General features: G+C 64.2%; 13 protein-coding genes. 7 read left to right on the top strand and 6 right to left on the bottom strand.

Going from position 1 to position 11,949, the window contains the following annotated elements:
• The first annotated feature begins 158 nt into the window (after positions 1-158).
• A complete protein-coding gene (locus VNZ93_RS11440) occupies positions 159-824 on the top strand; it encodes a hypothetical protein (protein WP_325704536.1) in 666 nt (221 codons plus the stop codon).
• Between the two features lie 3 nt (positions 825-827).
• Here VNZ93_RS11440 and VNZ93_RS11435 read toward each other — a convergent pair whose 3' ends face one another.
• The 4 genes from VNZ93_RS11435 to VNZ93_RS11420 all read right to left on the bottom strand — a co-directional run bounded on the left by VNZ93_RS11435 (position 828) and on the right by VNZ93_RS11420 (position 4,666).
• Positions 828-1,907, bottom strand: coding sequence for a flavodoxin family protein (locus tag VNZ93_RS11435; protein WP_325704534.1), 1,080 nt, complete (start codon positions 1,905-1,907; stop codon positions 828-830).
• Between the two features lie 72 nt (positions 1,908-1,979).
• On the bottom strand, positions 1,980-2,366 hold the full coding sequence (locus VNZ93_RS11430) for a carboxymuconolactone decarboxylase family protein (protein WP_325704531.1): 387 nt from the start codon (positions 2,364-2,366) through the stop codon (positions 1,980-1,982).
• A 14-nt stretch (positions 2,367-2,380) separates the two neighbouring features.
• Positions 2,381-3,163 (bottom strand): 3-oxoadipate enol-lactonase, encoded by a 783-nt coding sequence (pcaD, locus tag VNZ93_RS11425; protein ID WP_325704529.1) that lies wholly within the window; start codon positions 3,161-3,163, stop codon positions 2,381-2,383.
• Positions 3,164-3,301: 138 nt separating this feature from the next.
• Positions 3,302-4,666, bottom strand: a complete 1,365-nt coding sequence (locus VNZ93_RS11420; protein ID WP_325704526.1) for a 3-carboxy-cis,cis-muconate cycloisomerase — start codon at positions 4,664-4,666, stop codon at positions 3,302-3,304.
• Positions 4,667-4,816: 150 nt separating this feature from the next.
• Between VNZ93_RS11420 and VNZ93_RS11415 the strand changes: the two genes are divergently transcribed.
• From VNZ93_RS11415 to VNZ93_RS11405, 3 genes are read left to right on the top strand one after another with little or no spacing between them, the layout of a single operon-like run.
• Positions 4,817-5,464, top strand: a complete 648-nt coding sequence (locus VNZ93_RS11415; RefSeq protein ID WP_325704523.1) for a polysaccharide deacetylase family protein — start codon at positions 4,817-4,819, stop codon at positions 5,462-5,464.
• 26 nt (positions 5,465-5,490) lie between these two features.
• Positions 5,491-5,943 carry a carbon monoxide dehydrogenase subunit G gene (locus VNZ93_RS11410; protein WP_325704520.1) on the top strand — a complete coding sequence of 151 codons (453 nt, stop codon included), beginning with the start codon at positions 5,491-5,493 and terminating at the stop codon, positions 5,941-5,943.
• Positions 5,944-5,958: 15 nt separating this feature from the next.
• Positions 5,959-6,660 (top strand): SDR family oxidoreductase, encoded by a 702-nt coding sequence (locus VNZ93_RS11405; RefSeq protein WP_325704517.1) that lies wholly within the window; start codon positions 5,959-5,961, stop codon positions 6,658-6,660.
• A gap of 16 nt (positions 6,661-6,676) precedes the next feature.
• Here VNZ93_RS11405 and VNZ93_RS11400 read toward each other — a convergent pair whose 3' ends face one another.
• Positions 6,677-7,312: a hypothetical protein gene (locus tag VNZ93_RS11400; RefSeq protein WP_325704514.1), complete on the bottom strand. Its 636-nt coding sequence runs from the start codon at positions 7,310-7,312 to the stop codon at positions 6,677-6,679.
• Between the two features lie 393 nt (positions 7,313-7,705).
• On the opposite strand from VNZ93_RS11400, the gene VNZ93_RS11395 reads away from it, so the two are divergent.
• From VNZ93_RS11395 to VNZ93_RS11385, 3 genes are read left to right on the top strand one after another with little or no spacing between them, the layout of a single operon-like run.
• Positions 7,706-8,176, top strand: a complete 471-nt coding sequence (locus VNZ93_RS11395) for a (2Fe-2S)-binding protein (protein WP_325704511.1) — start codon at positions 7,706-7,708, stop codon at positions 8,174-8,176.
• 37 nt (positions 8,177-8,213) lie between these two features.
• Complete coding sequence (locus VNZ93_RS11390; RefSeq protein ID WP_325704509.1) at positions 8,214-10,577, top strand: xanthine dehydrogenase family protein molybdopterin-binding subunit; 2,364 nt, start codon at positions 8,214-8,216, stop codon at positions 10,575-10,577.
• A gap of 19 nt (positions 10,578-10,596) precedes the next feature.
• Positions 10,597-11,412, top strand: coding sequence for a xanthine dehydrogenase family protein subunit M (locus VNZ93_RS11385; RefSeq protein WP_325704506.1), 816 nt, complete (start codon positions 10,597-10,599; stop codon positions 11,410-11,412).
• A gap of 168 nt (positions 11,413-11,580) precedes the next feature.
• Here VNZ93_RS11385 and VNZ93_RS11380 read toward each other — a convergent pair.
• A partial coding sequence (locus tag VNZ93_RS11380; RefSeq protein WP_325704504.1) for a VOC family protein occupies positions 11,581-11,949 on the bottom strand: 369 nt, incomplete at its 5' end.

Raw genomic sequence — 11,949 nt, 5'->3', positions numbered from 1 at the left:
CCGCGGCGCAAGGCGGTGCGCGCATGCGGCCGCCTGACGACGGTAACATCGCCAGGGGCGCCCTTAACCTAAACAAAACCTTTCCATTGAAGCGGCAATCGTAAACAGCAGAGAGTCCGGCTCCCTGAAAAACCGAGGCAAAACCGGGGGTGCGAACAATGCGGTGGCTTCCGAGAGCGATCCCGGTTCTGATCACGATCATCGCGCTCGACTTTGTGCTGGTGTTCGGCTTCGAGGCGTTCAGGGTTCTGTCGTCACCGATCTATGGCCTCGACCAGGTTCCATTTGCCAACCTTGTTCACGGCATCGGCCGTGTATTCGGTTTGAGCGGATACGGGCTGTACAATCTCGCCGCGTTCTTCGGCGGCGTCTATCTCACCATTGCATTTGTTTTCACGCTGCATCTCGCGACCCGCCTCGGCGTGCTACGGGGCGGGTGCATCTCGCACGACCTGCTCGATGCAGCGCTGATCCTCGTCGTGATCGTGACGATCATTGCGGCGACGCCCGCAATGCTGAAGGGCGCGACCGAAATCCTGGTCCAGGAGCGGCTGCCGCTCTGGCTGGTCGGCCTCGCGGCAACGCTGTCGATGATCGAACGTCTGCCGGACACTGAAACCGTCCAGCCGACATTCTTGGACCGGCTGTGGGAGCGCTATGCGGCACGCCGGAAGCGGGCTGACAGCACCATCGTCACACCGGCGCTGCGCCATGAGGCTGATGCCCGCCGCTGGGACGACCTTCGCGATGCCGGCGGCCTCGTGGTCGAACCCGCGCGGATCGTACGGCCGACCGGGCCCTGGTTTGCGCCCGGACGCAATTGATCGCTATTTCGGGCGCACCTCGCGCAATCCGCGATCCGGCGACTTCAACTCGCCGCTGCGCCTGAGCCGCACACCCTCGATCAGGGCGCGGGCGCAATTGCGGACTTCATCCTGTAGCGCGATGTCGGCGTCGAGCGCCGCGTGGCTGGTCGCGTAGGGCTCGTAATACCCGATGTAACGATCGATCTCCGCCATGTGGCCTGCCGGAATCAGGCCGATGTCCGAAAGCCAATCCGACAGAATGCGCCGCAGATTCTCGACGCCGCTCGCGTCGCCATGCGCCACGACCGAATAGACCCGTCCGGCGAGGTGGCGCGGATACGACCAGCCGTCGAGCTCGATCTCTTTGGCGAGCTTCGCCGATTTGCCTTGCGTCGAAGTCGGATCGGGATTGCCGCCATCGGCGCAGACCAGCCGGTCGATCATCAGCTTGAGCGAGGAGGGCACCTGGTACCAATTGACCGGACACAGGACCATGACGCCGTGGGCGGCGACCCATTTCGGATAGATCTCCGCCATCCAGTCGCCGGTCTGTCCGATCGCGTGATTGGGATAGCAACTGCAGGGCCAGTGACACAGCGGCATCGCAGTAGAGACGCAGGACTTGCAGGGATAGATCACCCGTCCGTATTCGGATGCCAGCCGCGAAAGGTCGAGCAATTCGGATTCAAAGCCTCGCTCGCTGTCCACGATCTCCTGCGCAAGCTTCGCAAGCCGCCAGGTCTTGGAGATTTCGCCCGGGCAGGTCTGATCGCTGCGTGACGAACCGTTGACGATCAGGATGCGCGAGGGTGATGCCTTGTCCTGCTGACGCGCCTGCGCGGATGCGACAGCTTCGCTCGCGGCACGCCACTCGTCCGACAATTCGTAGGCCGGGTCGGCATAGCCTGCGCCGGCCGGCTTCGTGCGCGGTGACTTGTGGTTCTCGCTGTACCCCGTCCAGGCCGCGTCGGCGATCCTGTCGATCTCGGCCGCCAGCGGTTCGAACAGCGGATCGTAAAACCGCGCCTTGAACCGGCGCACGAATTCGTCGCGCGAGAGCGCGACGGACGGCATTCCCGTTCGGGGATCGGTATTCGCCATGGCGTTTGCGGGCGCTCCAGCGGATCGCCCAAGCCAACGCGCATGGCGGTCTTAGGTTCGAACGGGGCCAGATCAGGCCTTGCCAAGCTCGGCGATAATCTCGCCGGCTTCCTTGAAGGCGTGGTTCGCGGCCGGCACGCCGCAATAGATCGCCTGCTGCATGATGATTTCCTTGATGTCGTCGGGCGTGAATCCGCCCTCCACCAGGGCCGCGCGCACATGCATGCGAAACTCCGCCCATTTGTCGAGCGCGAGCATGGTGCCGATCACCAGCACGCGGCGCGTACGCTCGTCGTAATGCGGGCGGGTCCAGACCTCACCCCAGGCATAGCGGGTGATGAAGTCCTGGAATTCGGAATTGAACGGCGTCTTGCCGGCATTGGCCTTGTCCACCCAGGCATTGCCGAGCACCTTGCGGCGCCGCGCCATGCCGGTGTCGAAGCGTTCTTTTTCGTCCATGATCGATCTCCGGGTCAGCCGAGAAAGCCGGTGACTTCCGCGATGTAGGCGGCCGGCTGTTCGACATTGCTGATATGGGCGGCGTCGACGATGGCGAGCTTTGCGCCCTTGATGCGGTCGCGGATGAACTCGGCCGCCTCGACATTGGTCGCCATGTCTTTCGAGCCGGCGATGATCAAGGTCGGCGCGGTGATGCTCTTGATGATCTCGCGATGATCCATGTCGCGCACCGCCGCGCAGCAGGCGATATAGCCCTCAACCGGCGTCGCGATCATCATCTCCTTCATCCGCGCGGTCTCCGCCGGATTGTTTTTCTGGAAAGTCTGCGTCAGCCACGCATTGATGACCGTGTCGGCGATGGCCGCGACGCTGCCGGCCCTGGTGACGTTTTCGATGCGCGTGTTCCAGGGCGTCTTGTCGGGGTAATAGGTCGAGGTGTTGGAGAGGATCAGCTTGTCGATGCGGTTGCCAGCATTGGCGCCGAGCCACATCCCCTCCATGCCGCCCATCGACAGGCCGAGCCAGTTCACCTCGTCGAGGTTCAGTCCGTCCATCACCGCGATGGCGTCGCGCGAGAGCAGCTCCATGGAGTAGGGGCCCTTGGTCACGCCCGACTTGCCGTGACCGCGCCTGTCGTAGCGCACAACGCGATATTTCGCGGTGAACGCCGCCATCTGCGGATCCCACATATGTTTGGTGGTGCCGAGCGACGATGACAGCATCAGCACCGGCGCGTTGTCGGGGCCTGTGACTTCAACGTCGATCGGGCAGCCGTCGTGGGAATTGATAACGGGCATTCAGTTCCTCCAGTGACTTCTGCGAGTGCAATATCTCTCCGTTCATTCCCGCGAAAGCGGGAATCCGGAGAGCATCTTCAACAAGGTCCGGGTCCTCGCTTGCGCGGGGACGAGCTGGCCAAGGCCGGGTGCGGACATTTATCGTCCCGTCTTCGCCGTCGCGATCAGCCGGTCGATGAATTGCTGCGCGACCCCCTGGTAGCTCATCGGATCGAACAGTTTCGACAACTCGCCGGCAGGCACGACAGCGGTCACCTTCGGATCGGCGGCGAGCGCATCCTTCAGCGACTTCTTCCCGCTATGGGCGCGCTTGCTCGCCTCTTCGACGAGCTTGTGTGCTTCCGCCTTGCCGATGCTTGCAGCGAGCTTGAATGCGACCGCTTCGGCCATGATCTGTCCGCCGGTGATGTCGAGATTGGCGCGCATGCGCTCGTCATCGACATCGAGCCCTTCGGCAATATCCACCACGGAATTCAGTGCGCCCGACGTGACGAGCGCGAGCGCCGGGAAGGTTGGCCATTCCGCGGCCCAGGCGCCGGCCGCGCGTTCGTGCTCCTGCACCTGCGCGGCAAGAATGGTCGCGCAGAGCTGCGGTGCGATCGCCGCACAGGCGAGGCCCGCGGCGGCTGCGACTGGATTGCGCTTGTGCGGCATGGTGGACGAGCCGCCACGGCCTTCGCCCGCGGGCTCGAAGGCTTCGCCGACTTCGGTCTGCATCAGCAGCGCGACATCGCGCGCGATCTTGCCGCAGGTGCCGGCAAGGAGGGCGAGCGCGCTGGCCACTTCGCCGAGACGATCGCGGTGCGTATGCCACGGCGCGTCCGGCAGAGGCAGATCGAGTTCCCTGGCGAAGGCGATCGCGACATCGAGGCCGCGGTCGCCGAGCGCGGCGAGCGTGCCGGTGGCGCCGCCGAATTGCAGGACGAGATCCTCATTGCGAACGCGCTTGAGACGAGCACGCGCCCGCGTCAGCGCCGCCGCATAGCCCGCGACCTTCAGTCCGAACGGCATCGGCAGGGCCTGCTGCAGCCAGGTGCGGCCCACGGTTGCCGTGTGGCGATGCTTCTCCGCGAGCGTCGTGAAGGCGGGGATTGCGCGGTCGATCTCGGTCAGGAGATCGTCGATCACCGCACGCAATTCGAGCACCAGCGCGGTGTCGATGATGTCCTGGCTGGTCGCACCCCAATGCACGTAGCGGGCCGCCTCCGGATCTTTTTTGGCGACCTCCGCGGTCAACGCCTTGACCAGCGGGATCGCGAGATTGCCGGCCGAGACCGCGGCCAGGCCGAGAGCGCCCACATCATAGAACCTGGCATGGCAGGCATCGGCGATCGGCTTCGCAGCGCCCTTCGGAATCACGCCGAGGGATGCTTCCGCTGCCGCGAGTGCAGCTTCGGCCCGCAGCATGCGGTTGAGCCGCGCGCTGTCGGACAGGATTTCGCGCATCGCCGCGCTTGAAAACAGCGGGCCCATCAGCGCGGAGGGAAGCAGAGGTGTAGACATGTGCAAAACCTTGGCGCGCCTCGATCGGGCCCGCACACTAGGCGCGTCGAGCAGGTCCGCCAAGTGCGGCGCCATGCGGTATGAGCAATCCGGCATGTCGCGCCAAGATGCAGGCTTGCTTCGCCATGCCGAAATCGGCGATACCGCCGCATGTTCGATCTGACCCTTTCCTTCGACAACGGCCCCGAGCCGGCCGTGACTCCGGTCGTGCTCGACGAACTCGCGCGCCGGCAGATCAAGACCACGTTCTTTGTCATCGGACAGAAGCTCGCGCAGCCGGAGAGCCGCGCGCTTGCGGAGCGCGCCAGGGACGAAGGCCACTGGATCGGCAACCATTCCTGGACGCATTCGGTGCCGCTCGGCCAGCAGACCGGAGCCGATGTTGCGGAGCGCGAGATCGGGCGCACGCAGGAGGCGATGGCCGGGCTCATACATCCGCACCGGTATTTCCGTCCGTTCGGTGGCGGCGGCAATCTCGACCGACGTCTGATGTCCGGTCCGGTGCTCGAATATCTCACGCGCGGCGGCTACACCTGCGTGCTGTGGAATTCGATCCCGCGCGACTGGGCCGATCCGGACGGCTGGGTCGAAACCGCCTTGTCGCATTGCAGGGCGCAGCCCTGGACGCTGATGGTCCTGCACGATCTGCCGACCGGGGCGATGGCGCATCTGCCGCGTTTTCTTGATAAGGTGGGTGAGGCGGGTGGCCGCATCCGCCAGGATTTCCCGCCCGACTGTGTCCCGATCGTGGATGGCAAGGTCGTACGTCCGATCGATGACTACGTGGCTGCGGCCTGATTTTTTCCAAGATGGAGTAACCGCCGATGGCGATGACGATGACCGGAGAAATTCCGCTTGAGGCAAAGCGGGATGTGGTGTGGGCGAAGCTCAACGATCCCGAAGTGCTGAAGGCCTGCATCCCCGGCTGCGAGGAGTTGAACGTTGTCGGCGAGAACGAGTTCGAGGCCGTTGCGGTCAACAAGATCGGGCCGGTGAAGGCGAAGTTCAAAGGCAAGGTGCAGCTGACCGACATCGATCCGCCGAACGGCTACAAGATTTCCGGGCAGGGCGATGGCGGGATCGCCGGTTTCGCCAAGGGTGGCGCGACGGTGCAACTGACCGACAGTGAGGGTGGCGGCACGCTGCTGAAATACGATGTCGAAGCTCAGATCGGCGGCAAGCTCGCGCAGCTCGGCCAGCGCCTCATCAACGGCGCGGCGAAAAAGATGGCGGACGATTTCTTCGCGCGCTTCGCCGAAGCGGTGAAGGCCGGCTGATCGCGGGCGCGTGTCATGGCAGACAAGGTCGCGATCATCACCGCGGGCGGTTCCGGTATGGGAGCCGCGGCCGCGCGCCGTCTGGCGAAAGACGGGTTTAAGGTTGCGATCCTGTCGTCGTCGGGGAAAGGCGAGGCGCTGGCGAAGGAGCTTGGCGGGATCGGCGTCACCGGCTCCAACCAGTCGAATGACGACATCAAGCGGCTGGTCGATGCGACCATGGCGACGTTCGGCCGCGTCGATGCGCTGGTGAACAGCGCCGGCCACGGGCCGCGCGCGCCGATCATCGAGATCACCGACGAGCAGTGGCACGCGGGCATGGATGTCTATTTCCTGAGCGCAGTGCGTCCAACGCGCCTCGTCGCGCCGATCATGGTGGCGCAGAGGGCGGGCGCGATCGTCAACATCTCGACCGCGTGGGCATTCGAGCCGAGCGCGATGTTTCCGACGTCGGCCGTCGCGCGCGCGGGCCTTGCCGCCTACGCCAAGATTTTCGCGGACACCTATGCGGCCGACAATGTGCGCATGAACAACGTACTGCCCGGCTGGATCGACAGCCTGCCAGCGACCGAGGAGCGTCGCGAGAGCGTGCCGATGCGGCGCTATGGCAGCGCGGACGAGATCGCTGCGACGGTCGCGTTTCTGGTGTCGGAAGGGGCGGGCTACATCACCGGCCAGAACATACGCGTCGATGGCGGGCTGACCCGGTCGGTATAAGCGTCGGACGCGAGCGCTAGTTCATCTCGCGCGGCTGGCCGACATTGCGGCGCCAGACTTCAGCGAGCGAACGGCCGGCGCGCGGCGGTTCGGGGCTATAGGCCGAAACCAGCGTCGAGAGATTCGAGCCGCCGCGCAACAGATCGGCGGCCTGCTGCAGGATCGCCTTGCGAATGTCGCCGTTCAGCGGGATCGAGACATGCGTCACGATCGAGTCGGTGATTTTGCCTGCGCTGAGATTGTAAGAGCCCGGAATGCGCGGATACGTCAGGGTGTGGATGTTGATGCAGTTCTCGACCGGGCAACGGTAGACGTCGCCCCATATGGTGGCGGCGTCGAGCGTGATGATCGTCGGGTGGAATTTCGCCTCTTCAACCATCTTCTTCCCGAACATGTAGGCGCGGGCGCCGCCGGCCGAATGTCCGATGATCAACACCGGCTCTTCACTGCGGCTGAAGATGCCGAGATGGTTGTCGATCACGACACGCCAGCCCTGCTGTCGCAGATCACTGGCAAGCGGGGCGAGAGGGGTGAGGATGCCCGGCTGATATTGCGCGAGCCCATTGAACAGGAGCGCTGTCGGCTTGACAGGGGATTGAGCTGCGACCGGAGTCGCAATCAACGCCGCGGCAAGGGCGAGGGCGAATTTCATGTACACTTACTCGTTACGCAATACGGTCGGTTTAAGGCGAAGCCGTAAACCGAAAACTTACCTACAGATCTTTGGCTAACAGCGGACTAACGCTGATTGCCGTGCGCTGATACCGGCGGGCGCGGTCCGCGGGTCGATCCTGACTTTTTCGCGAAAAAAGTGCGGCGAGCCGGTGGCGGCGAGAGCGGTCCGCCGTGCGCTGAGTCGCTCCGCCGATCCTGCAAAGCAGCTCCGGAGGCGGTCCGAAAAGGCGCCGCTTGACCGCCGCCAGCGGCCTGTTAAGACTTGTTCGTGTTCCAAGTTGCCGAAAACGGCAAGATTTCGGCTCCGGGGGGAGCCACCGCGCCGGTTTCGAGCCAAAAACACTGCGATTTCAAGCCGAGGGAGGATTTCATGGCATCCGTCACGATGACCGTGAATGGTAAGCAGACCAGCGCCGACGTCGATGAGCGCACGCTTCTGGTCCAGTTCCTGCGCGAGAATCTCCGGCTGACCGGAACCCATGTCGGTTGCGACACGTCGCAATGCGGCGCCTGTGTCGTCCATGTCGACGGGGTCGCCCGAAAGAGCTGCACCACGTTCGCCTGGCAGGTGGACGGTGCGAAGATCACCACGATCGAAGGTATCGCCAATGGAGCGCAACTGCATCCGATGCAGGAGGCCTTCCGCGAGCATCACGGCCTGCAATGCGGCTTCTGTACGCCCGGCATGATTATGGCCGCGATCGACATGGTCAATCGCAAGGGTAACGATCTCGACGACAAGACCATCCGTCACGAGCTCGACGGCAATCTGTGCCGTTGCACCGGCTACCATAACATCGTGAAGGCGATCGCCGCCGGCGCGAAGGCTATGGCGAAATAAGGACGCGTCTTTTCGACAATTCGGGAAGGAGTCTGTCATGACTGCCACCGGAATTGGCGCACCAGTGCGCCGCAAGGAAGACCACCGCTTCATCACCGGCAAGGGCCACTACACCGACGATCACGCGAGGCCGGATCAGGCTTTCGCTCATTTCGTCCGCTCGCCGCACGCGCATGCGAAGCTGAAGAAGATCGACACGTCGGCGGCAGCTACGATGCCGGGCGTGATCGCGATCTGGACCGGCGAGGACTTCGCCTCGGACAAGCTCGGTCCGCTGATCTGCGGCTGGATGGTCAATTCCAGGGACGGCTCGCCGATGAAGATGGCGCCGCATCCGGCGCTTGCAGCCGGCAAGGTAAGCCATGTCGGCGACGCCTATGCGGTCGTGATCGCCGAGACGCTGACGCAGGCCAAGGACGCCGCCGAAAAGATCGTGACCGATTTCGAAGTGCTGCCGGCGGTGATCGATCCCGCGAAGGCGCAGAGCAAGGACGCGGTCCAGATCCACGACGTCGCGCCGAACAACACCATCTACAACTGGCATATCGGCGATCCGGACGCGAACGCGGCCGCGATGCAGAAGGCCAAGCACATCACGAGGCTCGACTTCATCAACAACCGCCTCGTGCCGAATGCGCTCGAGCCTCGTTCGGCGCTGGCCGAATATGATGCGGGCTCCGAGAACTTCACGCTCTGGACCACCAGCCAGAACCCGCATGTCGCGCGCCTCGTGATCTCGGCGTTCATCGGGGTTGCGCCGGAACACAAACTGCGGGTGATCGCGCCCGATGTCGGCGGCGGCTTCGGATCGAAGATCTTCATCTATCCGGAAGAGGTCGTGTGCCTCTGGGCCTCCAAGAAGGTGGCGCGTCCGGTGAAATGGACGGCGGACCGTTCGGAAGCCTTCGTTACCGACGCGCATGGCCGCGATCACGTCACGCATGCCGAACTCGGCTTCGACGAGAACAACAAGATCGTCGGGATGAGGGTTAAGACCATCGCCAATCTCGGCGCGTATATGTCGACCTTCTCGTCGGCGGTGCCGACCTATCTCTACGCCACGCTGCTGTCGGGGCAGTACGACATCCCCTCGATCTATTGCGAGGTGGATTCGGTCTACACCAACACCGTGCCCGTCGACGCGTATCGCGGGGCAGGGCGTCCCGAGGCGACATTCGTGGTCGAGCGCCTGATGGAAGTTTCAGCGCGCGAACTCGGCGTCGATCCGGCGGAGCTTCGCCGGAAGAATTTCGTGCGGACTTTCCCGTACCAGACCGTGGTGGCCTCGCTTTACGACGCTGGCGACTACGACGCTTCGCTCGCCAAGGCGATGGATATCCATGACACGAAGGGCTTCAAGCAGCGCAAGCGCGAGAGCGCGAAGCGCGGGAAGCTGCGCGGCATCGGCTATTCGACCTATATCGAGGCCTGCGGCGTTGCGCCGTCGGCGGTGGTCGGCTCGCTCGGCGCGGGCGTCGGCCTGTGGGAATCCGCCGAAGTGCGGGTGAATCCCACGGGCTCGGTCGAGGTGCTCACCGGCAGCCATCAGCACGGCCAGGGACACGAGACGACGTTTGCGCAACTCGTGTCGGACCGGCTGGGCATTCCGATCGACAATGTGACGGTGGTGCATGGCGACACTGACAAGGTGCAGTTCGGCATGGGCACTTATGGCTCGCGCTCCGGCGCGGTCGGCATGTCGGCGATCGTGAAAGCGCTCGACAAGGTCGAGGCGAAAGCCAAGAAGATTGCCGCCCATCTCCTCGAAGCCGCCGAAGGCGACATCGAGTTCAAGGACGGCAAGTTCTCCGTCGCCGGCACCGACAAGTCGATCGGCTTCGGCGATCTCGCGCTGCAGGCCTATGTCGGCCACAAATTCCCGACGAACGAAATCGAGCCGGGACTGAAGGAGGGCGCGTTCTACGACCCGACCAACTTCACATTCCCGGCCGGCTGCCACATCTGCGAACTGGAAGTCGATCCGGACACCGGTGCGGTGACGATCGACAAATGGACCGCGGTCGATGACTTCGGCACCATCATCAATCCGATGATCGTGGAAGGGCAGGTGCATGGCGGTATCGCCCAGGGCGTCGGCCAGGCGCTGCTGGAGCACGCGGTCTATGACAAGGACGGCCAGCTCATGTCCGGCTCGTTCATGGATTATGCGATGCCGCGCGCCGAGAATTTCCCGACCTTCCAGGTCGACATGACGAAGACGGAATGCCCGTCCAATCCGCTCGGCATCAAGGGCTGCGGAGAGGCCGGCGCGATCGCCGCGCCTGCCGCCGTCATGAATGCCATCACCAATGCCATCGGCACCGAACAGATCGACATGCCGGCGACGCCGGCCGCGGTCTGGCGCGCGCTGAAGCAATCGGCGCCCGCGCGCGCAGCCTGATTTTCCAAGGGGAAACGCCATGTACGCATTCAAATTCGAGCGCCCGACCACGGTGAAGCAGGCGGCGGCGCTGCTCGCCAATGAAGACGCCAAGCTGCTCGCGGGCGGTCATTCGCTGATCCCGGTGATGAAGCAGCGTCTCGCTTCGCCGAAGGTGCTGGTCGATCTGTCGAAGATCGAGGGCCTGTCCGGCATCGAGGTGACGCCGCGCACCGTCACCATCAAGGCGATGACCAAGCATCGCGATGTCGCGAACTCCAAAGAGCTGCTCGAGGTGATGCCGGCGCTCGCCAGCGTGCCGGATTCGATCGGCGATCCGCATGTGCGTCAGGCCGGCACCATCGGCGGCTCGGTCGCCAACAACGATCCGAACGCGGATTATCCGGCGGCGTGCCTTGGCCTTGGCGCCACCATCGTCACCAACAAGCGCAAGATCGCGGCCGACGATTACTTCAAGGGCATGTTCGAAACCGCGCTCGAGCAGGACGAGATCATCACCGAGATCGCGTTCCCGATCGTGAAGAAGGCCGCCTACATGAAGTTCAAGCACCCGGCCTCCGGCTTCGCGCTGGTCGGGGTGTTCGTCTCGAAGCGCTCGTCGGAGATCCGCGTTGCGGCGACCGGCGCCGGCGCCAACGGCGTGTTCCGCGTCACGCAATTCGAGGAAGCGCTGAAGAAGCGGTTCTCGCCGAAGTCCCTCGAAGGCATCACGCTTCCGGCGGACGGCATGAACTCGGACATTCACGGCTCCGCGGAATATCGCGCCCATCTCGTCGGCGTGATGGCGCGCCGGGCCGTCGCCGCCGCGACCGAGCGGGGCGGGGAGGACGATTAGTCCTCGGTAGCCCCACTAGGCGGTGCGCTCCCTTTCCCCTTTGGGGGAGAGGGTGGGGTGAGGGGGCTCACTTTTCCAACACGATTGTAACCCTCACCCGACCGAGCTTCGCTCGTTCGACCTCTCCCCAAGGGGAGAGGTGATCGGCGTTCGCGGGGAGAGAACGAACTACGCCGGCTCCGTCTCCAGCTCGGCCAGCAGATCCCGCAAATTCAGCGGCTCGGTCTTCATCCTGATCCCGCCATTCGCGTCCCGCGGCCATTCCTCGCGCGGGCGATCCCAGTAAAGCTCGACGCCGTTGTCGTCGAAATCGCGCAGATACAGAGCCTCGCTGACGCCGTGATCGCTGGCGCCGTCGAGCTGGATGCCGGCCGCCACCACGCGGCGCAGCGCGTCGGCGAGGAGCCGGCGCGTCGGGTAGAGGATGGCGATGTGGTAGAGGCCGGTGGTGCCCGGCGCCGGGGGCTCTCCGCCGCGGCTTTCCCAGGTATTGAGCGCGATGTGGTGGTGATAGCCGCCCGCCGACATGAACACCGC

Source organism: Pseudorhodoplanes sp. (assembly GCF_035565795.1).
Taxonomy (GTDB): domain Bacteria; phylum Pseudomonadota; class Alphaproteobacteria; order Rhizobiales; family Xanthobacteraceae; genus Pseudorhodoplanes.
The sequence above is the reverse complement of the archived record's forward strand: the minus strand, read 5'-3'. Positions and strand labels throughout refer to the sequence as shown.

What these genes read in the sequence shown, in the direction of transcription:
- VNZ93_RS11440 (WP_325704536.1), top strand. Translation starts at nt 159, where the DNA reads ATGCGGTGGCTTCCGAGAGCGATCCCGGTTCTGATCACGATCATCGCG.
- VNZ93_RS11435 (WP_325704534.1), bottom strand. Translation starts at nt 1,907, where the DNA reads ATGGCGAATACCGATCCCCGAACGGGAATGCCGTCCGTCGCGCTCTCG.
- VNZ93_RS11430 (WP_325704531.1), bottom strand. Translation starts at nt 2,366, where the DNA reads ATGGACGAAAAAGAACGCTTCGACACCGGCATGGCGCGGCGCCGCAAG.
- pcaD (WP_325704529.1), bottom strand. Translation starts at nt 3,163, where the DNA reads ATGCCCGTTATCAATTCCCACGACGGCTGCCCGATCGACGTTGAAGTC.
- VNZ93_RS11420 (WP_325704526.1), bottom strand. Translation starts at nt 4,666, where the DNA reads ATGTCTACACCTCTGCTTCCCTCCGCGCTGATGGGCCCGCTGTTTTCA.
- VNZ93_RS11415 (WP_325704523.1), top strand. Translation starts at nt 4,817, where the DNA reads ATGTTCGATCTGACCCTTTCCTTCGACAACGGCCCCGAGCCGGCCGTG.
- VNZ93_RS11410 (WP_325704520.1), top strand. Translation starts at nt 5,491, where the DNA reads ATGGCGATGACGATGACCGGAGAAATTCCGCTTGAGGCAAAGCGGGAT.
- VNZ93_RS11405 (WP_325704517.1), top strand. Translation starts at nt 5,959, where the DNA reads ATGGCAGACAAGGTCGCGATCATCACCGCGGGCGGTTCCGGTATGGGA.
- VNZ93_RS11400 (WP_325704514.1), bottom strand. Translation starts at nt 7,312, where the DNA reads ATGAAATTCGCCCTCGCCCTTGCCGCGGCGTTGATTGCGACTCCGGTC.
- VNZ93_RS11395 (WP_325704511.1), top strand. Translation starts at nt 7,706, where the DNA reads ATGGCATCCGTCACGATGACCGTGAATGGTAAGCAGACCAGCGCCGAC.
- VNZ93_RS11390 (WP_325704509.1), top strand. Translation starts at nt 8,214, where the DNA reads ATGACTGCCACCGGAATTGGCGCACCAGTGCGCCGCAAGGAAGACCAC.
- VNZ93_RS11385 (WP_325704506.1), top strand. Translation starts at nt 10,597, where the DNA reads ATGTACGCATTCAAATTCGAGCGCCCGACCACGGTGAAGCAGGCGGCG.